Here is a 21,681-nt window from a genome sequence, read left to right as displayed (position 1 = left end):
ACTTGCCCACACCCTCCCCGCCATGGATCCGGACCATGTTCCATGAGTTGTTCAGCGTCTACCTGAAGATGCTCGTGCTCTACAGCCCATTCTTCGTGCTGTCGTGCTTCATCAGCCTGACCCGCGGCCACTCCAGCAAGGAGCGCAAGCAACTGGCCTGGCGCGTGGCCATCGCCGTGCTGATCGCCAGCGTGCTGCTCTACCTGTTCGGGCGGGTGATCTTCGGCGTGTTCGGCATCACCGCCGACGCCTTCCGCATCGGCGCCGGCAGCGTGCTGTTCATCTCCGCCCTGGGCATGGCCCAGGGCAAGTCGGCGGTGCAGGCCGACAACGTGCAGCAGGACGTGACCATCGTGCCGCTGACCATCCCCCTGACCGTCGGCCCCGGCACCATCGGTGCGCTGCTGGTGATGGGGGTGAGCCAGCCGCACTGGGACGACAAGCTGCTGGCCATCGTCAGCATCGCCCTGGCCAGTTTCACCGTGGGCCTGGTGCTCTACCTCTCGCACCGCATCGAACGCCTGCTCGGCGACCAGGGCCTGCAGATCGTCAGCCGCCTGATGGGGCTGTTCGTCTGCGCCCTGGCGGCGCAGATCATCTTCACCGGGATCAAGGGTTACCTGGTGCCGTAGGGTACCAGCGCGGCGTGTACACCCACTGGCCGCCCCCGGCAGTCTCGAACACGCACGTGGTGGACGAGCCGACCAGCACCAGGGTGCGCATGTCGACCATCTCGGGCACCAGCTCGCCCAGGGTGACGACCCGCAGGGATTGCCCCGGCCGGCCGATGTCGCGGCCGAGCACCACGGGCGTGTGCGCAGCGCGGTGCCGACGCACGATGTCCAGCGCCTGCCCTAGCTGCCACGGCCGGGCCCGGGAGATCGGGTTGTAGAACGCCAGCACCAGGTCGGCCTGGGCCGCCAGGTCCAGGCGTTGCTCGATGATCGACCAAGGCTTGAGGTTGTCCGACAGCGACATCACGCAGAAATCGTGGCCCAGCGGTGCGCCAGCCTGGGCAGCCGTGGCCAGGGAGGCGGATACCCCCGGCAGGACCTGCAGCTCGACCCGGTGCCAGGCTGGGTCGGTGGACATGTGCAGCGCCTCGAGCACCGCGGCGGCCATGGCGAACACGCCTGGATCACCCGATGACACCACCACCACCGAGCGCCCCTGGGCCGCCAGCGCGAACGCATGGCGAGCGCGCTGCATCTCCTCGCGGTTGTCGGTGCAGTGCAGCACCTGGTCGTCGCGGAACGGGCCGGCCATGCGCACGTAGGTCTCGTAGCCGAGCACGTCCTGGGCGCGGGCCAGTTCGGCCTTGACCGCCGGCACCATCAGCTCGGCGGCGCCTGGGCCCAGGCCGATCACGGCCAGGCGACCACGCCGGCGGCCGATCCGTTCGATCGCCACCGGCGCAGCGGCGATGGCCAAGGCCAGAGCGCCGGCGCTCTCCAGGCGTGCCTGGGGCAGCGCCTCGGCGAGCATCTGCGCCGGGCTCGCCGCAGCGGGGGCGAAACGCAGGGCAACGCCCAGCGCTTGCGCAGCCTCGTGCAAGGCAGGCTCGGCCATGTCGGCTTCGCTCGCCAACAGGCAGGCCAACGCAGGTTCGGCGATGCCCGCCGCTTGCAGCGCGGCCCGCACGCGCTGCGTCAGGTCAGCGACACCGGCAGCGACAGCCACCACGACACAGCGCGAATGGATCAGCAGTTCGTCACGGCTGGCCGGGCGCGCGGCGCAGCCCACATGAATGATGCGCTGGGCGCTGTCGCTTGCCGGCAACTGCGCCTGCTCGAGCCAGGGCGCATCGCCCTCGATACGTACCGCCTCGCCCGCGAGCAGGTCGCAGACGAAACGCTTGCCCTGCTCCAGATCCGCCAGGGCATAACCCTCGGGCGGATCGAGCAGGCACGTGCCGAAGCGTAGCTCGCCACTGGTGGTGATCGCCGCTGCCACGCCCAGCGCCTCGCCGAGCACCCGGGCCATGGCGTTGACCCCGCCCAGGCCACCGAGCAGCGGCACCACGGCGCTGCCGTCCTCGGCCACCGCCAGCACCGGCGGCTCGGCGCCCTTTGCGTCCAGCATCGGGGCCAGGCTACGGATGACGATGCCCGCCGCGCACAGGGCGATGATCGGGGTGTCCTGCTGGTAGAGCTGGCGCAGGGTGTCGCCGAAGCGCAGGTACTGCACGTCGACGCCCTCGACACGGCCCTGCAGGCCATGGATCGACGCCCGTGGATAACACTGCTGGATACGCCGCGCCGTGGCCAGGCTGCCGGGGCCGAGCACGACGATGGCGGGTGCCTTGTGCATGTTCATCCCTGCCATTTTTCACCCGGCACGACGATCAGCGAGAAGTACGGCGACGACTGCGGGTCCACCTCGTCCAGCGGGACGATCTTCTGGTTGGCCATGGTCGCCCGCTCGACGTACAGCGCACGCCGCTCCAGCCCCAGCTCGCCCAGCACCTGGCGCACCTTGGGGAAGTTGCGCCCCAGCTTCATGATCACCGCCGCATCGGCATCGGCCAGGCGACGCTTGAGCTCGTCGTGGGGCAGCACGCCCGACAACACCGACAGGCTCTGGTTGCGATACACCAGCGGCGCGCCCAGCACCGAGGCGCCACCGAGCATCGAGCAGACGCCCGGCACCACCTCGGCCGGGTAGCGCTGGGCAAGGCGGTCGTGCAGGTACATATAGGAGCCATAGAAGAACGGGTCGCCCTCGCAGATCACCGCCACGTCGCGGCCAGCATCCAGGTGCGCCGCCACCTGCAGGCTGGCTTCGTCGTAGAAGTCGCTGATCACCTGCTCGTAGGACAACGGTGCCGGCAGCACCTCGGTGGTCACCGGGTAGACCAACGCCAGCAGGGTTTGCGCCGGTTGCAGGTGCGCCTCGATGATGCCGAAGGCATTGCCGCGCTTGCCCTTGGCCACGAAGTAGGCCACCACCGGCGCTTCGCGCAGCAGGCGCAGGGCCTTGACCGTGATCAACTCCGGGTCGCCGGGGCCGACGCCCAGGCCGAGCAGACGTCCACGTGGCTGCATCACTCCACCTCCGTGGCCAGGGCGTTGACGGCGGCGGCGGCCATGGCGCTGCCGCCCAGGCGGCCTTGCATGATCACGAACGGCACGCCACGGCTGTCGGCAGCGAGCATGGCCTTGGATTCGGCCGCACCGACGAAGCCCACCGGGAAGCCGAGGATCAGTGCCGGCCTGGGTGCGCCGGCGTCGAGCATCTCCAGCAGGTAGAACAGCGCGGTCGGGGCATTGCCGATCACTACCACGCTGCCCTCCAGGTGCGGGCGCCACAGTTCCAGGGCCACCGCCGAACGGGTGTTGCCCAGCTCGCGGGCCAGGTCCGGCACGCTCGGGTCGCGCAGGGTGCAGATCACCTCGTTGTGGGCCGGCAGGCGTGCGCGGGTGATGCCTTCGGCGACCATGTGCGCGTCGCAGAGGATCGGCGCGCCCTTGGCCAGGGCTTCGCGCCCGGCACGGCCAGCGCCCTCGGAGAATTGCAGGCCATCGATGGCCTCGACCATGCCGCAGGCATGGATCACCCGCACGGCGAGCTTCTCCAGGTCGGCGGGAATCCGCTCGAGACGGGCTTGCTCGCGGATGATCCGGAAGGAATTGCGATAGATCTCCTGACCATCGCGGATGTAGTCAATCATCAAGGTGCTCCGTGGGCAGGTCGAGCAGGGCGCCTGCTTCTTCTGGGGTGAGGTCGGTCGCGCGCAGCACACCGAATCCTGGCAGGCGCGCATCACGCAAATACAGGTCGTAACGGCCCGGTGCACGGGCCAGCAGGGTGGCCGGGGCGACATGGGCCACGGCGCAGGAACGGGGGCAGCCAGACAGGTGCACGCTGCCCGGGCCGCCCTGGTGCAGCAGGCCGGCGAGCACGACGGCATCGGCCTTGGTATCGGCCTGGGCCTTGGCGCAGCCACGGCTGCCGGTGCAGGCGACCAGGCGCGTCAACGGTTGCCCGGCGCTGCACAGCAGGCCCAGCGCCGCCAGTTCGGCCAGGCCCTCGTGGGCACGCGCAGGGTCGAAGCCGGGCAGCAGCAGGCTTTGCCAGGGGCTCAGGCGCAGGCTGCCATCGCCGGCCTCGCGCGCCAGCCGGGCAGCGCCGCGCAGCATGGCCGGGGTCAGTCGCCCCAAGGGCGGGGCGACGCCCAGGGCAAGGCCCTGGCGCTGGGGCAAAACACCCAGCCATTTGGCCCGGGATGCCGGGCGCCGCCAAGCGAGCACGGCCGCATCACGCCGGATAGCCAGCCCCAGCCCCGCGACGAAGGCGTCGGCCGGGCACGCATCGAGCAGATGGCGCATCCGCGACTGCTCCGGCCTCGCCAGGTCGAGGAAGCGCTCCAGCACCGCGCGAACCAGGGCCAGGCCCTGCTCCACCGGCACGGCGCCCAATGCCCGCTGCTGCGCCGGGCAACCCGCCAGGCCGAAGGCCAGCCAGGTACGCTGCTCCAGCCGCACGGCCGACAGCCATAGGTCATGGGGGTGTTCGAGCATCGCCAGGCCTTCGCCGCCATCGAGCTGCACGGCGAACTTGGCCGACAGCTCGTGCAGGCGCGGGGTGGTTTCCAGCATCCGCAGGAGCTGCGCCGCCAGCGGGCGAACATCGAGCAGCATGAGGGGGTCGAGGCCGGCCAGGGGGCTGAGCATCAGGTTGCGCACATCGTCGCCAGCCGCCTCGCGTGGGCCCAGGCCGGCGGCCAGCAAGGCGTCGAGCAGGCCGTGGTGGTCGGCGCCGATGCCACGGACCTGCAGGTTGCCACGGTTGGTCGCCTCGATCACACCGCCGGCGAAACGCTCGGCGGCATCGGCCACGGCGTCGGCCTGGTCGGCCAGCAGCACGCCACCGGGCAGCTTGATCCGACAGATCCCGCCGTCACGGGCCGTGACGATGCGCCACAACCCCGGGCAGGCCGAGGGGCGGGGCGAAACGTCGGGGGCGAGGACCTGCGTCAAAGGGGCATCCGGCAATCGTGAAAGTGCGCTTGAGTGTAGAAGGCGCGGTATTATGCCTGCTTTGCTCGACGGCATGAAAAACCGGCGGTCGAGCGTGATGATTCCGGGACCGCTTCGCGCCCCCGATTGATGGATGAGCAAGCAAACAATGACCCCCTGGCTGACAGTAGTAGGCATCGGCGAAGACGGCTTCAGCGGCCTGGGCAAGCAGGCCCGCCGCGCCCTGCTCTCGGCCTCGCGGATCTTCGGCAGCCCGCGCCAGTTGGCGCTGCTCCCGCGCTGCGTGGTCGGCGAACGCAACCACTGGCCCAGCCCCTTCGCGCTGGCCCCGCTGCTGGCCCTGCGCGGCGAGCCGGTCTGCGTGCTGGCCAGCGGCGATCCGATGTTCTATGGCGTCGGCGCCAGCCTGGCGCGGCAGCTCCCCGCCGGGGAAATGCAGGTGCTGTCGATGCCGTCCTCCTGCGCCCTGGCCGCCGCCCGCCTGGGCTGGCCCCTGCAGGAGGTGCAGGTGCTGTCGATCGTCGCCCGCCCCCTGGCCACGCTCAACGCCCAGCTCCACAGCGGCGTGCGCCTGTTCGTCCTGAGCAATGACGGCGACAGCCCGGCCGCGATCGCCGCGTTGCTGCGCGAGCGCGGTTTCGGGCCGAGCCGGATGCATGTCCTGGAACACCTCGGCGGGCCACAGGAGCGTCAGCTGTCCGGTACCGCCGAGGACTGGCCGCATACGCACGTCGCCGCCCTCAACCTGGTGGCCCTCGAATGCCTCGCCGCACCCGACGCACCTCGCCTGCCTTGCACCGCCGGCCTACCGGACAGCGCCTTGCGCCACGATGGCCAACTGACCAAGCGCGACGTACGCGCCATCACCCTGGCCCGCCTGGCGCCCACCCCAGGCGAACTGCTCTGGGACGTGGGCGCAGGCTGTGGCTCCATCGGCATCGAGTGGATGCGCGCCCACCCCAGTTGCCGAGCCCTGGCCATCGAGGCCGACGAAGGCCGCCAGGCGTTCATCGAGTACAACCGCGATGAGCTCGGCGTGCCCGGCCTGCAACTGATCCGGGGCAAGGCGCCCGAAGCCCTGGTCGGCCTGGAACGGCCCGATGCGATCTTCATCGGCGGCGGAGTCACCCGTGAAGGCGTGCTGCCCCTGTGCTGGGAACGGCTGCGCCCCGGCGGACGGCTGGTGGCCAACGCCGTGACCCTGCAGAGCGAACTGGCCCTGGCGCATTTTCGCCAGGCCCATGGCGGCGAGCTGACCCGTATCCATGTGGCCCAGGCCCAGCCGCTGGGTGCCTTCGACACCTGGCGCCAGGCCTTGCCGATCACCCTGCTCGAGGTGGTGAAGCCCGCCGATGCGTGAAGAAACCCGCGAACGGCCCGCGCCCCTGCGCAGCGGCCTGACCACTGGCAGCTGCGCCACCGCCACCAGCCTGGCCGCGGCGCGCCTGCTGCTGACCGGCCAGTGCGACGATGCCGTGCGCATCACCCTGCCCAAGGGCAGGCAGGTGCAGATGCGCCTGGAGTTCTGCCGCCGCGAGGGCGAAAGCGCCGAGGCCGGCACCTTGAAAGACGCCGGCGACGACCCGGACGTGACCCACGGCGCCCTGCTCTACAGCCAGGTGCGCCTGCTCGCCGAGCCCGGCATCCGCTTCGTCGCCGGCAAGGGGGTGGGCACCGTCACGCGCCCAGGCTTGGTCCTGCCGGTGGGCGAGCCCGCCATCAACCCGGTACCACGGCGGATGATCAGCGAGCACCTGCAACAACTGGCCGATGCCTGCGCCTACGATGGCGGCTTCGAAGTGACGGTCAACGTGCGCGACGGCGAGCAGCTCGCCCTGAAGACCATGAACCCGCGCCTAGGCATCCTCGGTGGGCTGTCGATCCTGGGCACCAGCGGCATCGTCCGGCCGTTCTCCTGCTCGGCCTACATCGCCTCGATCCAGCAGGGCATCGATGTCGCCCATACCAATGGCTACACGCATATCGCCGCGTGCACCGGCAATGCCAGCGAGGACACCATGCGCCGGGTCTACGGCCTGCCGGAAATCGCCTTGATCGAGATGGGCGACTTCGTCGGCGCGGTGCTCAAGCACCTGCGCAAGGTGCCAGTGGCGCGCCTGAGCCTGTGCGGCGGCTTCGGCAAGATCAGCAAGCTGGCCGCCGGGCACATGGACCTGCACAGCCGCAGTTCGAGCATCGACCTGCCGCAACTGGCCGGCTGGGCGGCACACATCGGCGCCGACGCGGCCCTGCAGGCGGCGATCGTCGGCGCCAACACCAGCCAGCAGGCCCTGGCCCTGGCCCATGCGGCAGGCGTGCCCCTGGGCGATGCGGTGTGCACCCATGCTCTGGCCTTCGCCCGCAGCGTGGTGCCCGCCCAGGTGCAGGTCGAGGTGTTCGCCATCGACCGCCAAGGCGGCATCGTCGGCCAGGCGGGCGTGCAATGAGCAGGCGCATCCTGCTGTTGGGCGGCATCAGCGAGGCGCTGGCCATCGCTCGCCAGTTGGGCCCTGAGCATGTCTACAGCCTGGCCGGCATCGGCCGCGTCCCCCAGGACCTGGCCTGCCAGGTGCGGGTCGGCGGCTATGGCGGCGCCGAAGGGCTGGCGACCTACCTGCGCCAGGGCGGCATCGACCTGTTGCTCGACGCCACCCACCCCTACGCCGCGCAGATCAGCCGCAATGCCGCGCAGGCCGCGCAAGCCGTGGGCATCCCCTGCTGGGCCCTGCGCCGTCCGGCCTGGCAGGCGCAACCCGGTGACGACTGGCGCGAGGTGGCGGGCTGGGCCGAGCTGATCGAAGCCCTCGCGCCCTTCCAGCGCCCGCTGTTCACGCTCGGCCGCGAACCCCTGCAGCACCTGGACGAGATCCCGCCACGGCAGTTCTGGACCCTGCGTGCTCTGGAGGCCTGCCCGGGCAACGCACGCTGCGAGGTGATCGGCGCCCGTGGACCGTTTCGCCTCGAGGACGAGCGCGCGCTGTTCGAACGACGGCGGATCGATGTGCTGGTGAGCAAGAACAGCGGCAGCGCCGCCACCGAACCGAAGCTGGAGGTGGCCCGGGAACGGGGCGTGCCGGTACTGGTGCTGAAGCGGCCGGTGCTGCCTGGCGTGGATCGCGAGTTCTCGGATGTTCGCCTGTTGCGGGAGGCCATTGGCTGCTTCGTATCCGCTCGGGTGTAACATAGATTCCATTGATGTATGTGCACCTCGGCATAGAACGGACGTTCATTGCCAGGGAAGCTCGCCATCTTGCGCGTGGGAGCCTGACTGGCGTCAGCCAACTGACCCGCTCCAGCGAATCCCCTGACAGCGAAAACGGAAAACCTTCCCTGCACAGCGGGCGGCATCGGATGGCCGTTTGCCGCCCCCATGCCTTAAACTCTTTCCCCCTCTCTTGGAAGGCCTTGCCCATATGGAAATGCAATGGTGGATCTGGCTCGTCTTCGGCGTGGCGTTGATCCTGCTGGAACTGGTCCTGCCGACGTTCTTCATCCTCTGGTTCGGCATCGGTGCCGTGCTGGTGGCGTTGATCGCCCTGCTCGCGCCCAGCCTGCAGCTGGACATGCAGGTGTTGCTCTGGGTGCTGCTCTCCTCCGTCACCACCGCCTTGTGGTTCAAGCTGTTCCGGCGCAAGAAGCCGGACGTACGCTGGACCGCCGACAGCGTGATCGGCGAGGTCGGCCTGCTGACCCTGGGCGTCTCGGAGTTTCAGAAAGGCCGCGTGCGTTTCCAGAAGCCTGTGCTCGGCAACGAGGAATGGGTGTGCATCGCCGACAGCGAGATCCCCGCCGGCGAGCGCGTGCGCCTGGCCGCCATCGAAGGCAACACCGCCCGGGTCACCCGGGCCTGAACCCGCATTAAAAGGAAGTTCACCCCATGACCAGCCTCATCGTCGTCGCCGCCCTGGCCCTGTTCGTCCTCGTCACCGTGTTCAAGGGGGTACGTATCGTGCCCCAGGGCGAGGAATGGATCGTCGAGCGCCTGGGCCGCTACCACAACACGCTCAAGCCCGGCCTGAACATCGTCATCCCCTACATGGACGTGGTCGCCTACCGCCTGCCGACCAAGGACATCATCCTCGACGTGCAGGAGCAGGAGATCATCACCCGCGACAACGCGGTGATCGTCGCCAACGCCCTGTGCTTCGCCAAGGTGGTGGACCCGCAGAAGGCCTCCTATGGCGTGCAGAACTTCTCCTTCGCCGTCACCAGCCTGACCATGACCTCGCTGCGAGCCATCGTCGGCGCCATGGACCTGGACGAAGCGCTGTCCAGCCGCGAGCAGATCAAGGCGCGCCTGCGCGAAGCCATGTCCGAGCAGACCGAGGACTGGGGCGTGACCGTGCGCTCCGTGGAGATCCAGGACATCAAGCCGTCGGAGAACATGCAGGTCGCCATGGAGCGCCAGGCGGCGGCCGAGCGTGAGCGCAAGGCCGACGTGACCCGCGCCGAAGGCGCCAAGCAGGCCGCGATCCTCGAGGCCGAGGCGCGCCTGCAGGCGGCCAAGCTGGACGCCGAGGCGCAGATCAACCTGGCCGAGGCCTCGGCCCGGGCCATCTCGCTGGTCAAGGAAGCGGTCGGCAGCGAGACCGTGCCGGCCATGTACCTGCTGGGCGAGCGCTACATCGGCGCCATGGAGAACCTGGCGGGCAGCGACAATGCCAAGGTCGTGGTGCTGCCCGCCGACCTGCAGGAGACCGTGCGCGGGCTGCTGGGGCGCAACAAGGCGGTCTGATCGAGCAACGTTCTTCGCGGGCAAGCCCTTGCCAGACACCGGTGCGGCATTGGGGCTGCTTTGCAGCCCATCGCCGGCAAGCCGGCTCCCACCAGAGTCCTCTGCAAGGCACATGATTCGTGAGCACCACCGGCCCTGTGGGAGCCGGCTTGCCGGCGATGGGGCGCGAAGCGGCCCCAAAATGGCAGTGAACTGACCATCATGGGGGTAAGCCCAATCGACCGCGCTGTGCACAACACCCCGGCCTTATACCGAAGGGCCGCCCCAGCCTGCGGCACTTCACCGCACCCCGGCATTTTTTCCTATACTCGGCCTTACAATGACCACCTGATTCCTGACCGGATCTCTCCATGACCTCACGTCGGCACATCGCCTGGATAGCCTGCTTGGCAGTGCTGTTCAACCTGCTGGCCATGCCGCTGTCCTCGGCCGCGCCCAAGGGGCCGGCCGAGCAGTTGCTGTGGGGTGCCTTCTGTTCCAGCGTCGCCGGCAAGGCCAAGGTCGATGTACAGGCCCTGGCCAAGATCGACCTTGGCCAGCAAGGCGACGATCATTCGGCCATGCAGCACTGCTGGTGCTGCTCCGGCACCGCGCCGCTGCTGGCCCTGCCGGGCCATGCCCCGCAGTTGCGCAGCCCTGCGGCGCAGTTCTTGGGCCATGCCCCCCAACTCGCCGCCTACCAGCCCACACCGCGCCAGCAATGGCCCGCGCTCAATCCCCGCGCCTCTCCCCTGGCTTGAGTTCACCGCACCGTCGCCCTGAACCCGAACAGACCGGAGATCTCAACCATGTTCAAGCACGCCCTCGTCCTGGCCGCCCTGCTGCTGCCCGGCGCCTTCGCCAACGCCCATGAATACACCCAGGGCGACCTGCACATCGCCCACCCCTGGTCGTTGCAGCTGCCACCGAACGCCCCCAACGTGGCCGCGTACTTCATCGTGCACAACAACGGCAAGGCCGATGACCGCCTGCTGGGCGCCGACAGCCCGCTGAGCGATGACGTGCAACTGCACGAACACGCCAAGGCCGCCAGCGGCGCCATGAAGATGCAACAGGTGCCCAACGTGCTCGTCCCCGCCGGCAAGGACCTGACCTTCTCTCCCGGCGCCTACCACGTGATGCTGATGCAACCGAAGGACCGCAGCCTGCTCGTCGATGGCAAGCGCTTCCCGCTGACCTTGCACTTCGAGAAGGCCGGCGACATCACCGTCGAGGTCGCCGTGCAACAGCAGCCGCCGGCCGATCAGCCAGGGCACGACCACGCGCACTGACCGCTGACGGGCGCTCGCCATGAGCCTGCCGCGCAACCGGATCACCCGCTCCACCCGCCCTGTTCGCAGGCGCGTCGGTGGCGGCTGGCTGAGCCTGTTCGCCATGTGGATGATCTTCATCGGCCCACTGGTCTCCCAGTCGATGCCGATGGAGCACCACGCCAGCATGCCCATGCCGATGGACATGTCCATGTCCGCCGGCCATCACCATGGCGATGACGCGCATCACGGCGACGGCCACCAGCATGCCCTTTGGGAAAAGTGCGGCTACTGCAGCCTGCTGTTCAACTGCCCAGCCCTGCCCCAAGCCCTCAGCCCGCTCAGCGTCGGCCTCGTCATTCCCTCCACGCACCTCTTCACCCCAACGCGCCAGGGCCATGCCCGGCAGGCCGTGTTCCCCGGTGCGCGCAGCCGCGCGCCGCCCCTCCCGATCAGCGTCTGAACACTTTTTTTGTCGCACGGAGCCAGGAGGCTTCGCGCCCACTCACGACTGATCGACGGAAAATTCCATGTCCGGCTGTACCCCTGCTTTCGCCTTGTCCCTGCGTGGGACCATCGCCTTGCTCTGCGGCTCGCTGCTCGCGCCCCTGGCCCTGGCCACCGAAACCGGCCACGAAGGCCACGAGCACGACCCGGCCGAACTGAGCCCCACAGTCATCACCGCCATCGCGCCCAGTTCGCCGCTGACCGTGGTCACCAACCCCAAGGACCCACGCCAGCCCGTGCCGGCCAGCGACGGCGCCGACTACCTCAAGACCATCCCCGGCTTCTCGGCGATCCGCTCCGGCGGCACCAACGGCGACCCAGTGCTGCGCGGCATGTTCGGCTCGCGCCTGAACATCCTCACCAACGGCGGCGTGATGCTCGGCGCCTGCCCCAACCGCATGGACGCCCCGACCTCCTACATCTCGCCGGAAACCTACGACCGCCTCACCGTGATCAAAGGCCCGCAAAGCGTGATCTGGGGCCCCGGCGGTTCGGCCGGGACCATTCTCTTCGAGCGCGAACCAGAACGCTTCGGCGAACTGGGCAGCCGCGTCGACGCGAGCCTGCTGGCCGGCTCCAATGGCCGCTTCGACAAGGTGCTGGACGCCGCCGCCGGCAACAGCCAGGCCTATGCGCGCTTCGTCGGCAACCAGTCGCGCTCGGACGACTACGAGGACGGCAATGGCGACACCGTGCCGTCGCGCTGGGACAAATGGAACGGCGATGTCACCCTCGGCTGGACGCCAGACGCCGACACCCTGCTGGAGCTGACCGCCGGCAAGGGCGACGGCGAGGCCCGCTACGCCGGGCGCGGCATGGACGGCTCGCAGTTCAAGCGCGAGAGCCTGGGCCTGCGCTTCGAGAAGTCCAATCTCGGCGAGGTGCTCGACAAGGTCGAGGCGCAGGTCTACTACAACTACGCCGACCACGTGATGGACAACTACAGCCTGCGCACCCCGTCGGGCAGCGGCATGATGGGCATGCCCATGGTCAGCAACGTCGACCGTCGCACCCTGGGCGCGCGGATCAAGGCCACCTGGCGCTGGGCCGACGTGCAACTGGTCAGCGGCATCGACGCACAGACCAACGAACACCGCGCGCGCGGTGGCATGGGGGTGGATGCGCACAAGGGCCAGCCTTGGACCAAGGACGCCGACTTCCACAACTACGGTGCGTTCGGCGAGCTGACCTGGTACGCCACCGGCGAGGACCGCCTGGTCACTGGCGTGCGCCTCGACCGAGCCTCGGCCAGGGACTTGCGTGAAGGCAGCGCCACCGAAGGCGACACCCGCGCCGACACCCTGCCCAGCGGTTTCGTGCGCTACGAGCACGACCTGGCCTCGATCCCGGCGACCACCTACATCGGCCTCGGCCATGCCCAGCGTTTCCCTGACTATTGGGAGCTGTTCTCGCCCAAGCTGGCTCCGGACGGCGCGGCCAACGCCTTCGACGGCATCAAGCCAGAAAAGACCACCCAGCTCGACTTCGGCCTGCAGTACCGCGACGAGCGCCTGGAAGCCTGGGCCTCGGGTTATGTCGGGCAGGTCCGCGACTACATTCTGTTCGACTACCGTCCCGGCATGATGGGCATGCTCAGCTCCCAAGCCCAGAACATCGACGCCCGCATCATGGGTGGCGAACTGGGCGCGGCCTACAAGCTGACCGAGCGCTGGAAGGCCGACGCCACCCTGGCCTACGCCTGGGGCAAGAACAGCAGCGATGGCAAGGCGCTGCCGCAGATGCCTCCCCTGGAAAGCCGGCTGGGCCTGACCTACAGCCGCGATACCTGGAGCGTCGGTGCCTTGTGGCGGCTGGTGGCGGCGCAGAACCGTATCGCCGAGAACCAGGGCAACGTGGTCGGCAAGGACTATGAGAAGAGCGCCGGCTTCGGCGTGTTCTCGCTCAACGGCGCCTACAAGGTCAGCCGCAACCTCAAGCTCAGCGCCGGCGTCGACAACCTGTTCGACAAGGCCTACGCCGAGCACCTGAACCTGGCCGGGAACGCCGGGTTCGGCTACCCGGCCACGGACCCGCGGCCGGTGAACGAGCCAGGCAGGACCTTCTGGACCAAGGTCGACATCAGCTTCTGACAACAACGAACCGGGCGCGGCCAGCACCGCGCCCCAACCTGGTCATATGGGGAGGTTCCCATGAGCACACCACGCATCTCCTTCTACAACCTGGCCTGGCGCTGGCATTTCTACGCCGGGCTGTTCGTCGCGCCGTTCATGATCCTGCTGGCGATCACCGGGATCGTCTACCTGTTCAAGCCGCAGCTCGACCCGCTGATGTACCGCGACCTGATGGTGGTCGAGGCCGGCCATCACCGGCAAGGCGCCGACACCTTGCTGGCCGAGGTGCGCCAGGCTTATCCACAAGGGCATGTGGGGCAGTACCTGCCGCCGCTCAATGCCGAGCGCAGCGCGCAGTTCGTGGTGCACGACGGCGGGCGCGAGCTGAACGTGTTCGTCGACCCTTACAGCGGCAAGGTACTCGGCGAACAGGACGGCAAGAACAACCTGCAGGCGATCGCCCGCACCCTGCATGGCGAGCTGATGGTCGGCACACTGGGCGATCGCCTGGTGGAACTGGCCGCCGGCTGGGGCATCGTGCTGGTGGTGTCTGGCCTGTACCTGTGGTGGCCGCGTGGGCGCAACGGCGCCGGCGTGCTGTGGCCCCGCCTGTCGGCACGCGGCCGTGTGCTGTGGCGCGACCTGCATGCAGTCAGCGGTTTCTGGGGCTCGGCCCTGCTGTTGCTGATGCTGCTCAGCGGCATGACCTGGACCGGCCTGTGGGGCAAGCAGTACGCCGAATTGTGGAACCGCTTTCCCGCTGCCATGTGGAACGACGTACCCACCTCCGACCAGCAGGCCGGCGCGCTCAACCAGGCCCACCGCCAGACCGTGCCCTGGGCCCTGGAGAACACGCCGATGCCGGTCTCCGGCGCCCATGCCGAGCATGCCAGGCACCACGCCATGACCAGCGCACCGGCCGCGCCGCAGGTGAGCCTGCAGCAGGTCGAGGACATCGCCAGCGCACGCCAGGTCGAGCCCGGCTACAGCATCACCCTGCCGACCACGGCGGATGGGGTGTTCACTGTCGCGGTGTTCGCCGACGATCCGCGCAACGACGCCACCCTGCATGTGGACCAGTACACTGGCAAGGTCTTGGCCGATGTGCGCTGGCAGGACTACGGCCCGGTCGCCCGTGCCACCGAACTCGGGGTGATGCTGCATGAGGGGCGGATGTTCGGGCCGTTGAACCAGTTCATCATCCTGGTGGTGTGCCTGATGATCCTGCTGGGCTCGGTCAGTGGCCTGGTGATGTGGTGGAAGCGCCGGCCGACCGGTGGGCTGGGAGTGCCACCGCTGCGGCATGACCTGCCGCGCTGGAAGACCGCCGTGGGGGTGATGCTGGTGCTGGGCCTCGCCTTCCCGCTGGTAGGGGTGTCGATGCTGGTGATGTGGTTGGTCGACAGCCTGGCGGTGCGCCGCAAGGTGCTTGCCAGGGCTTGAGCCCCGGACCGCTTTGCGGCCCATTGCGGGCAAGCTCGCGCCTACAGGTAACCGCTGCCCTCGAGAGCGGCGCCGCCCCTGTGGGCGCGGGCTTGCCCGCGATTGGGCTGCGCAGCAGCCCCTTGCGCGATCCCCGCTGGAGTCGATCTGCCGCGTCCCCCGACCGGAACACGCGTGTTAGCCTACCCGGCTTCCCGACAACAAGACCGACCCTCGATGGAATACAAGCCCATGACACGGACCTCTCCCACACCAGCAGATGACCAGCACCTGCAACGCAACCTGACCAACCGCCACATCCAGCTGATCGCCATCGGTGGCGCCATCGGCACCGGCCTGTTCATGGGCTCGGGCAAGACCATCAGCCTGGCGGGGCCGTCGATCATCTTCGTCTACATGATCATCGGCTTCATGCTGTTCTTCGTCATGCGCGCCATGGGCGAACTGCTGCTGTCGAACCTGAACTACAAGTCGTTCATCGACTTCTCCTCCGACCTGCTCGGCCCCTGGGCCGGCTATTTCACCGGCTGGACCTACTGGTTCTGCTGGGTCATCACCGGCATCGCCGACGTGATCGCCATCGCCGCCTACTCGCAGTTCTGGTTTCCCGACCTGCCCCAGTGGGTACCGGCGCTGGCCTGCGTCGGCGTGCTGCTGTCGCTGAACCTGATCACCGTGAAGATGTTCGGCGAGATCGAGTTCTGGTTCGCCATGATCAAGATCGTCGCCATCCTCGGCCTGGTCGCCACCGGCCTGTACATGGTCGTCAGCGGCTTCGAGTCGCCGGCTGGCCGCACCGCGAGCCTGGCCAACCTGTGGAACGACGACGGCATGTTCCCCCATGGCCCGATGGGCTTCTTCGCGGGCTTTCAGATCGCCGTGTTCGCCTTCGTCGGCATCGAGCTGGTGGGCACCACCGCCGCCGAGGCGAAGAACCCCGAGCGCACCTTGCCACGGGCGATCAACTCGATCCCGGTCCGCATCATCGTGTTCTATGTGCTGGCGCTGATCGCCATCATGGCCGTCACCCCGTGGCGCGACGTGGTGCCGGGCAAGAGCCCGTTCGTGGAGTTGTTCGTCCTGGCTGGCCTGCCGGCGGCGGCGAGCATCATCAACTTCGTGGTGCTGACCTCGGCCGCGTCCTCGGCCAACAGCGGCGTGTTCTCCACCAGCCGCATGCTCTATGGCCTGGCCCAGGAGGGCGACGCGCCCAAGGCCTTCGAGAAACTGTCGCGCCGCGCCGTGCCGGCCAACGGCCTGTACTTCTCCTGCACCTGCCTGCTGCTCGGTGCCGTGCTGATCTACGTGATCCCCGACCTGGTCGAGGCCTTCACCCTGGTCACTACCGTCTCGGCGCTGTTGTTCATGTTCGTCTGGACGCTGATCCTGCTGTCGTACCTGACCTACCGCAAGCAGCACGCCGCCCTGCATGAGGCGTCGAAGTACAAGATGCCTGGCGGGCGCGTGATGTGCTACGTGTGCCTGGCGTTCTTCGCCTTCATCCTGGTGCTGCTGAGCCTGGAAGACGACACCCGTGCGGCCCTGGTGGTCACGCCGCTGTGGTTCGTGATCCTGGCGGTCACCTACCAGTTCGTGCGCAGCAAACGCCAGCTGCGTAGAACGGTGGGCGGTGTGCAGGACAACTGAGGCCCATTTGGGGCCGCCTCGCGGCCCCAATGCCGTGCACACCTGCCCGGCAGGCACCAAGCTGGACCGCCCCGGTGCCCCAGATCGTCGCCAACCCCGCCTGCCTCAAGCCTTTGCGCCTTCGGCACAGCCCTTGCAATCGCCCTCCCCGAGTCGCCACACCCCACCGAACTCAACGGAGAGAGCACATGAAGCGTCGCAGTCTGATCAAGGCCGTCACCCTCAGCGCCAGCCTGGCCGCCATGGGTCTGAGCTGGACCCTCCAGGCCGCCGAGACCATCAAGGTCGGTATCCTGCATTCGCTGTCCGGGACCATGGCGATCTCCGAGACGTCGCTCAAGGACATGGCCCTGATGACCATCGAGCAGATCAACGCCAAGGGCGGGGTGAACGGCAAGCTGCTGGAGCCCGTGGTGGTGGACCCGGCCTCGAACTGGCCGCTGTTCGCCGAGAAGAGCCGCCAGTTGCTGACCCAGGACAAGGTCGCGGTGGTGTTCGGCTGCTGGACCTCGGTGTCGCGCAAGTCGGTGCTGCCGGTATTCGAGGAGCTCGACGGCCTGCTGTTCTACCCGGTGCAGTACGAGGGCGAGGAGATGTCGCCCAACGTCTTCTATACCGGCGCGGCACCGAACCAGCAGGCCATCCCGGCGGTGGAATACCTGATGAGCGAAGACGGCGGCGAAGCCAAGCGCTTCTTCCTGCTGGGCACCGACTACGTCTACCCGCGCACCACCAACAAGATCCTGCGCGCCTTCCTGCACAGCAAGGGCGTGGCCGACAAGGACATCGAAGAGGTGTACACGCCGTTCGGCCACAGCGACTACCAGACCATCGTCGCCAACATCAAGAAATTCGCCGCCGGCGGCAAGACGGCGGTGATCTCCACGGTCAACGGCGATTCCAACGTGCCCTTCTACAAGGAGCTGGCCAACCAGGGCCTGAAGGCCACCGAGGTACCGGTGGTGGCGTTCTCGGTGGGCGAGGAGGAGCTGCGTGGCATCGACACCAAGCCACTGGTGGGCCACCTGGCGGCGTGGAACTACTTCGAGTCGGTGGACAACCCGGTCAACCAACGCTTCGTCGCCGACTGGAAGGCCTATGCCAAGGCCAAGAACCTGCCGGGCGCCGACAAGGCGGTGACCAACGACCCGATGGAGGCCACCTACGTGGGCATCCATATGTGGGCACAGGCCGTGGAGAAGGCCGGCAGCACCGAGGTCGCCAAGGTCCGCGAGGCCCTGGCCGGGCAGAGCTTCCAGGCACCGTCGGGTTACACCCTGACCATGGACAAGAGCAACCACCACCTGCACAAGCCAGTGATGATCGGCGAAATCCAGGACGACGGGCAGTTCAGCGTGGTCTGGGAAACCGAACAGCCGTTGCGGGCGCAGCCCTGGAGCCCGTTCATTCCGGGCAACGAAAAGCGGCCTGACTATGCAGTGAAAGGCAACTGAGTGCCCAGGGGCCGCTCTGCGGCCCAGTCACCGGCAAGCCCGCGCCCACTGCCCTCAAGCGCTGCGGCGTCGTGGTGGGCTTGCCGGCGATGAATTCACCGCTGATCCGGGATACCCTCATGTACCGACTCCTGCTCACGCTCTTGCTCCTGCTGCCCCTGGCAACCCAGGCCAGCGAGGGCGAATTCTTCCTCGCCGCCAAAGCCAACGAACAGGCCCGCCTGCTCCTGGGCTGGGCAGCGCAACCCGAGCCCTCGCGGCTGGCGCTGCTGAGCGCGCTCAAGCAGGGCCGCATCGCCGAAGGCGACACCCGCAAGGTGCGCCTGAACAACCGACTGCGCGGGCTGATCGACAACGCCCTGGCCAGCCACCAGTTGTTCAGCGACGACAGCGACCTGCGCCTGGCCGCTGCCCGTCAATTGCAAAAGAGCGCGCAGCCGGCGCAGGTGGCCTTCCTCGACCGGCGCTTGGCCAGCGAGCCGGACGCCGCCGTGCATGCCGCCCTCGGCCTGGCCCTGGCCAACCTGCAGTTGGGCGCCAGCGAGCCTGCGGTACGCCTGGCGGCCGTGCGCCTGCTCGGCGAAACCGGTGACCCGCTGGCCCGCACGCGCCTGGAGGCCCTGCTGCAACCGGACGCGGAAAGCGACCCGGCCGTACGTACCGCCGCCGAAACCAGCCTGGCCCAGGTCAAGCGCAAGTTGCTGGTCGGCGAGCTGCTCGGCCAGGCCTTCAGCGGCCTGTCCCTGGGCTCGGTCCTGCTGCTGGCGGCCCTGGGCCTGGCGATCACCTTCGGCCTGCTGGGGGTGATAAACATGGCCCATGGCGAGATGCTCATGCTGGGCGCCTACACCACCTACCTGGTTCAGGTACTGGTGCAGCGCCACGCCCCCGGGGCCATCGAGTTCTACCCGTTGATCGCCCTGCCGGTGGCCTTCGCCGTCAGCGCCGGGGTCGGCATGGCGCTGGAGCGCACGGTGATCCGTCACTTGTACGGCCGGCCGTTGGAAACCCTGCTGGCGACCTGGGGCATCAGCCTGATCCTGATCCAGGCCATCCGCCTGCTGTTCGGCGCGCAGAACGTCGAAGTGGGCAACCCGGCCTGGCTGTCCGGCGGCATCCAGGTGCTGCCGAACCTGGTGCTGCCCTACAACCGCCTGGTGATCATCGGCTTCGCCCTGGCCGTGGTGCTGCTCACCTGGCTGCTGCTCAACCGCACACGGTTGGGCCTGCACGTACGCGCCGTGACCCAGAACCGCAACATGGCTGCCTGCTGCGGCGTCGCCACCGGCCGGGTGGACATGCTCGCCTTCGGCCTTGGCTCGGGCATCGCCGGGCTGGGCGGCGTGGCCCTGAGCCAGGTGGGCAACGTCGGCCCCGACCTTGGCCAGGGCTACATCATCGACTCGTTCCTGGTGGTGGTGCTCGGCGGTGTCGGCCAGCTCGCCGGCAGCCTCTGGGCCGCCTTCGGCCTAGGGATCGCCAACAAGCTGCTGGAGCCGCAGATCGGTGCGGTGCTCGGCAAGATCCTCATCCTTGCGCTGATCATCCTGTTCATCCAGAAGCGTCCGCAAGGCCTGTTCGCCCTCAAGGGACGGGTAATCGACTGATGAACCAGCCACTGCTTGTCACTGCCACGCAAAAGGCCGGGCCACGCCTGGCACTGGCCATCGGCGCCGTCGTCGTCCTGGTGCTGCTGGCCCTGCCGCTGTTGTCGCTACTACCGGCGACGCACCCGCTGCAGGTCTCGGCCTACACCCTGACCCTGGTCGGCAAGATCCTCTGCTACGCCATCGTCGCCCTGGCGCTGGACCTGGTCTGGGGCTATGCCGGGTTGCTGTCCCTGGGCCACGGCCTGTTCTTCGCCCTCGGCGGCTACGCCATGGGCATGTACCTGATGCGCCAGGCGGCGGGCGACGGCCTGCCCGGGTTCATGACCTTCCTGTCGTGGAGCGAGCTGCCCTGGTACTGGGCCGGCACCCAGCACTTTGCCTGGGCCCTGTGCCTGGTGGTGCTCGCCCCTGGGCTGCTGGCCCTGGTGTTCGGCTGGTTCGCCTTCCGTTCGCGGATCAAGGGCGTGTACTTCTCGATCATGACCCAGGCCCTGACCTTCGCCGCCATGCTGCTGTTCTTTCGCAACGAGACGGGCTTCGGTGGCAACAACGGCTTCACCAGCTTCCGCACCCTGCTGGGCTTCGACATCGCCGCCCCGGGCACCCGGGCAGTGCTGTTCCTGCTCACCGTGGCCCTGTTGCTGGGCAGTCTGTACCTGTGCTGGCGCCTGACCCAAAGCAAGTTCGGCCGCCTGCTCACCGCGCTGCGCGATGCCGAGAACCGCCTGATGTTCTGCGGCTACGACCCACGCGGCTTCAAGCTGCTGGTGTGGGTGCTCAGCGCCGTGTTGTGCGGCCTGGCCGGAGCCCTGTACGTGCCGCAGGTGGGCATCATCAACCCCAGCGAGATGTCGCCGACCAACTCTATCGAAGCCGCCGTGTGGGTCGCCCTGGGCGGGCGTGGCACGCTGCTCGGCCCGTTGCTCGGCGCAGGCCTGGTCAATGGCATGAAGAGCTGGTTCACCGTGGCCTTCCCGGAGTTCTGGCTGTTCTTCCTCGGCGCCCTGTTCATCCTGGTCACGCTGTACCTGCCCAAGGGCGTGGTCGGCCTGCTGAAGAAAAGGAGCCAGCCATGAAAGGCGTGCCCCCGGTGCATCCGGAATTCATGCTCGAACCGGTGTTCGATCAGCTCGGTGCCGGCCGCGACGCCATCGGCCTCGGCCAGCGCCGCAGCGCCGGCCTCGATGCGCGCCATGGCACGGTGCTGAGCCTGGAGGACATCAGTGTCAGCTTCGATGGCTTCAAGGCGCTCAACGCGCTGAACCTGTACATCGGCGTTGGCGAGCTGCGCTGCATCATCGGCCCCAATGGCGCCGGCAAGACCACGCTGATGGACGTGATCACCGGCAAGACCCGCCCGGACACCGGCAGCGCGTTCTTCGGCGACACCCTCGACCTGACGCACCTGAGCGAGTACCAGATCGCCCAGGCCGGCATTGGCCGCAAGTTCCAGAAGCCCACGGTATTCGAAGCCCTGAGCGTCTACGAGAACCTGGAGCTGGCACTCAAGACGGACAAGTCGGTATGGGCCAGCCTGGTCACGCGGTTGTCGGGCGAACAGCGCCAGCGCATCGAGCAGGTGCTGGCGACCCTGCGCCTGCTGCCACTGGCGCAGCGCCAGGCGGGCCTGTTGTCCCATGGGCAGAAGCAGTTCCTGGAGATCGGCATGCTGCTGGTGCAGGAGCCGCAGTTGCTGTTGCTCGACGAACCGGTGGCGGGCATGACCGATGCCGAGACCGAGTTCACCGCCGAACTGTTCAAGGGCCTGGCCGGCCGGCATTCGCTGATGGTGGTGGAGCATGACATGGGGTTCGTCGGCAGCATTGCCGACCATGTCACGGTGCTGCACCAGGGCAGCGTACTGGCCGAAGGCTCGCTGGAGCAGGTGCAGGCGGATGAACGGGTAGTCGAGGTTTATCTCGGGCGCTGACGCGCCCTCAAGCGCCAAGCGGCAAGATGTCCCGAGCGGCTTTTACTTGCAGCT

The 21,681-nt window shown here is 68.1% G+C and carries 20 protein-coding genes; 16 read left to right on the top strand and 4 right to left on the bottom strand.

Features of this window, described 5'->3' with window-relative positions:
- Positions 1–35: 35 nt before the first annotated feature.
- Positions 36–632 (top strand): MarC family protein, encoded by a 597-nt coding sequence (locus tag ACDI39_RS20750; RefSeq protein WP_225790626.1) that lies wholly within the window; start codon positions 36–38, stop codon positions 630–632.
- Here the strand turns inward: ACDI39_RS20750 and cobJ are convergent.
- The 4 genes from cobJ to cobG are packed head-to-tail and all read right to left on the bottom strand — an operon-like array spanning position 610 to position 4,994.
- A complete protein-coding gene (gene cobJ, locus ACDI39_RS20745) occupies positions 610–2,310 on the bottom strand; it encodes a precorrin-3B C(17)-methyltransferase (protein WP_225790625.1) in 1,701 nt (566 codons plus the stop codon). The two genes, ACDI39_RS20750 and cobJ, sit on opposite strands and share 23 nt — an antisense overlap.
- A gap of 2 nt (positions 2,311–2,312) precedes the next feature.
- Positions 2,313–3,044 (bottom strand): precorrin-2 C(20)-methyltransferase, encoded by a 732-nt coding sequence (locus ACDI39_RS20740; RefSeq protein WP_225790624.1) that lies wholly within the window; start codon positions 3,042–3,044, stop codon positions 2,313–2,315.
- Positions 3,044–3,670, bottom strand: coding sequence for a precorrin-8X methylmutase (locus ACDI39_RS20735; protein ID WP_225790623.1), 627 nt, complete (start codon positions 3,668–3,670; stop codon positions 3,044–3,046). The genes ACDI39_RS20740 and ACDI39_RS20735 overlap by 1 nt, the downstream gene beginning before the upstream one ends.
- Positions 3,663–4,994: a precorrin-3B synthase gene (gene cobG, locus ACDI39_RS20730; protein ID WP_225790622.1), complete on the bottom strand. Its 1,332-nt coding sequence runs from the start codon at positions 4,992–4,994 to the stop codon at positions 3,663–3,665. Before cobG ends, ACDI39_RS20735 begins: the two co-directional genes overlap by 8 nt.
- A gap of 133 nt (positions 4,995–5,127) precedes the next feature.
- Here cobG and cbiE point away from each other — a divergent pair, with 133 nt between their 5' ends.
- From cbiE to urtD, 15 genes are all read left to right on the top strand, one after another.
- Positions 5,128–6,339, top strand: coding sequence for a precorrin-6y C5,15-methyltransferase (decarboxylating) subunit CbiE (cbiE, locus tag ACDI39_RS20725; RefSeq protein ID WP_225790633.1), 1,212 nt, complete (start codon positions 5,128–5,130; stop codon positions 6,337–6,339).
- Positions 6,332–7,426: a cobalt-precorrin-5B (C(1))-methyltransferase gene (locus ACDI39_RS20720; RefSeq protein ID WP_225790621.1), complete on the top strand. Its 1,095-nt coding sequence runs from the start codon at positions 6,332–6,334 to the stop codon at positions 7,424–7,426. The genes cbiE and ACDI39_RS20720 overlap by 8 nt, the downstream gene beginning before the upstream one ends.
- The gene (locus tag ACDI39_RS20715) at positions 7,423–8,160 is read left to right on the top strand and encodes a cobalt-precorrin-6A reductase (RefSeq protein ID WP_225790620.1); all 738 of its coding nucleotides are present in this window, start codon (positions 7,423–7,425) and stop codon (positions 8,158–8,160) included. The genes ACDI39_RS20720 and ACDI39_RS20715 overlap by 4 nt, the downstream gene beginning before the upstream one ends.
- A 232-nt stretch (positions 8,161–8,392) precedes the next feature.
- A complete protein-coding gene (locus ACDI39_RS20710; RefSeq protein WP_225790619.1) occupies positions 8,393–8,830 on the top strand; it encodes an NfeD family protein in 438 nt (145 codons plus the stop codon).
- A gap of 26 nt (positions 8,831–8,856) precedes the next feature.
- The gene (locus ACDI39_RS20705) at positions 8,857–9,714 is read left to right on the top strand and encodes an SPFH domain-containing protein (RefSeq protein ID WP_225790618.1); all 858 of its coding nucleotides are present in this window, start codon (positions 8,857–8,859) and stop codon (positions 9,712–9,714) included.
- Positions 9,715–10,064: 350 nt separating this feature from the next.
- On the top strand, positions 10,065–10,454 hold the full coding sequence (locus ACDI39_RS20700) for a DUF2946 domain-containing protein (protein ID WP_225790617.1): 390 nt from the start codon (positions 10,065–10,067) through the stop codon (positions 10,452–10,454).
- Positions 10,455–10,502: 48 nt separating this feature from the next.
- Entirely contained in the window at positions 10,503–10,985 is a 483-nt protein-coding gene (locus tag ACDI39_RS20695) for a copper chaperone PCu(A)C (RefSeq protein ID WP_225790616.1), read from the top strand.
- Positions 10,986–11,004: 19 nt separating this feature from the next.
- Positions 11,005–11,427, top strand: a complete 423-nt coding sequence (locus tag ACDI39_RS20690; RefSeq protein ID WP_225790615.1) for a DUF2946 domain-containing protein — start codon at positions 11,005–11,007, stop codon at positions 11,425–11,427.
- A gap of 67 nt (positions 11,428–11,494) precedes the next feature.
- Positions 11,495–13,561, top strand: a complete 2,067-nt coding sequence (locus ACDI39_RS20685) for a TonB-dependent copper receptor (RefSeq protein ID WP_253102595.1) — start codon at positions 11,495–11,497, stop codon at positions 13,559–13,561.
- A gap of 60 nt (positions 13,562–13,621) precedes the next feature.
- On the top strand, positions 13,622–14,986 hold the full coding sequence (locus tag ACDI39_RS20680) for a PepSY-associated TM helix domain-containing protein (RefSeq protein ID WP_253102597.1): 1,365 nt from the start codon (positions 13,622–13,624) through the stop codon (positions 14,984–14,986).
- Between the two features lie 231 nt (positions 14,987–15,217).
- The gene (gene cycA / locus ACDI39_RS20675; protein WP_253168066.1) at positions 15,218–16,633 is read left to right on the top strand and encodes a D-serine/D-alanine/glycine transporter; all 1,416 of its coding nucleotides are present in this window, start codon (positions 15,218–15,220) and stop codon (positions 16,631–16,633) included.
- A gap of 188 nt (positions 16,634–16,821) precedes the next feature.
- The gene (gene urtA, locus ACDI39_RS20670; protein WP_225790611.1) at positions 16,822–18,087 is read left to right on the top strand and encodes an urea ABC transporter substrate-binding protein; all 1,266 of its coding nucleotides are present in this window, start codon (positions 16,822–16,824) and stop codon (positions 18,085–18,087) included.
- A 119-nt stretch (positions 18,088–18,206) separates the two neighbouring features.
- Entirely contained in the window at positions 18,207–19,694 is a 1,488-nt protein-coding gene (urtB, locus tag ACDI39_RS20665; protein ID WP_225790610.1) for an urea ABC transporter permease subunit UrtB, read from the top strand.
- Positions 19,694–20,773 (top strand): urea ABC transporter permease subunit UrtC, encoded by a 1,080-nt coding sequence (gene urtC / locus ACDI39_RS20660; protein ID WP_253168063.1) that lies wholly within the window; start codon positions 19,694–19,696, stop codon positions 20,771–20,773. Before urtB ends, urtC begins: the two co-directional genes overlap by 1 nt.
- On the top strand, positions 20,770–21,627 hold the full coding sequence (urtD, locus tag ACDI39_RS20655; protein ID WP_253080998.1) for an urea ABC transporter ATP-binding protein UrtD: 858 nt from the start codon (positions 20,770–20,772) through the stop codon (positions 21,625–21,627). The genes urtC and urtD overlap by 4 nt, the downstream gene beginning before the upstream one ends.
- Positions 21,628–21,681 lie beyond the last annotated feature (54 nt).

It is taken from the genome of Pseudomonas sp. Tun-23181, assembly GCF_057415455.1.
Note: the sequence above shows the minus strand (reverse complement) of the source record. Positions and strands in the feature narration are given on the sequence as shown.

Excerpts from the sequence above, each read along its gene's own strand:
- ACDI39_RS20740 (WP_225790624.1), bottom strand. The coding sequence starts at position 3,044 with ATGCAGCCACGTGGACGTCTGCTCGGCCTGGGCGTCGGCCCCGGCGAC.
- ACDI39_RS20710 (WP_225790619.1), top strand. The coding sequence starts at position 8,393 with ATGGAAATGCAATGGTGGATCTGGCTCGTCTTCGGCGTGGCGTTGATC.
- ACDI39_RS20735 (WP_225790623.1), bottom strand. The coding sequence starts at position 3,670 with ATGATTGACTACATCCGCGATGGTCAGGAGATCTATCGCAATTCCTTC.
- cycA (WP_253168066.1), top strand. The coding sequence starts at position 15,218 with ATGACACGGACCTCTCCCACACCAGCAGATGACCAGCACCTGCAACGC.
- cobJ (WP_225790625.1), bottom strand. The coding sequence starts at position 2,310 with ATGCACAAGGCACCCGCCATCGTCGTGCTCGGCCCCGGCAGCCTGGCC.
- cbiE (WP_225790633.1), top strand. The coding sequence starts at position 5,128 with ATGACCCCCTGGCTGACAGTAGTAGGCATCGGCGAAGACGGCTTCAGC.
- ACDI39_RS20685 (WP_253102595.1), top strand. The coding sequence starts at position 11,495 with ATGTCCGGCTGTACCCCTGCTTTCGCCTTGTCCCTGCGTGGGACCATC.
- ACDI39_RS20695 (WP_225790616.1), top strand. The coding sequence starts at position 10,503 with ATGTTCAAGCACGCCCTCGTCCTGGCCGCCCTGCTGCTGCCCGGCGCC.
- urtC (WP_253168063.1), top strand. The coding sequence starts at position 19,694 with ATGAACCAGCCACTGCTTGTCACTGCCACGCAAAAGGCCGGGCCACGC.
- ACDI39_RS20750 (WP_225790626.1), top strand. The coding sequence starts at position 36 with ATGTTCCATGAGTTGTTCAGCGTCTACCTGAAGATGCTCGTGCTCTAC.
- ACDI39_RS20720 (WP_225790621.1), top strand. The coding sequence starts at position 6,332 with ATGCGTGAAGAAACCCGCGAACGGCCCGCGCCCCTGCGCAGCGGCCTG.
- ACDI39_RS20705 (WP_225790618.1), top strand. The coding sequence starts at position 8,857 with ATGACCAGCCTCATCGTCGTCGCCGCCCTGGCCCTGTTCGTCCTCGTC.
- ACDI39_RS20690 (WP_225790615.1), top strand. The coding sequence starts at position 11,005 with ATGAGCCTGCCGCGCAACCGGATCACCCGCTCCACCCGCCCTGTTCGC.
- urtA (WP_225790611.1), top strand. The coding sequence starts at position 16,822 with ATGAAGCGTCGCAGTCTGATCAAGGCCGTCACCCTCAGCGCCAGCCTG.
- ACDI39_RS20680 (WP_253102597.1), top strand. The coding sequence starts at position 13,622 with ATGAGCACACCACGCATCTCCTTCTACAACCTGGCCTGGCGCTGGCAT.
- ACDI39_RS20700 (WP_225790617.1), top strand. The coding sequence starts at position 10,065 with ATGACCTCACGTCGGCACATCGCCTGGATAGCCTGCTTGGCAGTGCTG.
- urtB (WP_225790610.1), top strand. The coding sequence starts at position 18,207 with ATGTACCGACTCCTGCTCACGCTCTTGCTCCTGCTGCCCCTGGCAACC.
- urtD (WP_253080998.1), top strand. The coding sequence starts at position 20,770 with ATGAAAGGCGTGCCCCCGGTGCATCCGGAATTCATGCTCGAACCGGTG.
- ACDI39_RS20715 (WP_225790620.1), top strand. The coding sequence starts at position 7,423 with ATGAGCAGGCGCATCCTGCTGTTGGGCGGCATCAGCGAGGCGCTGGCC.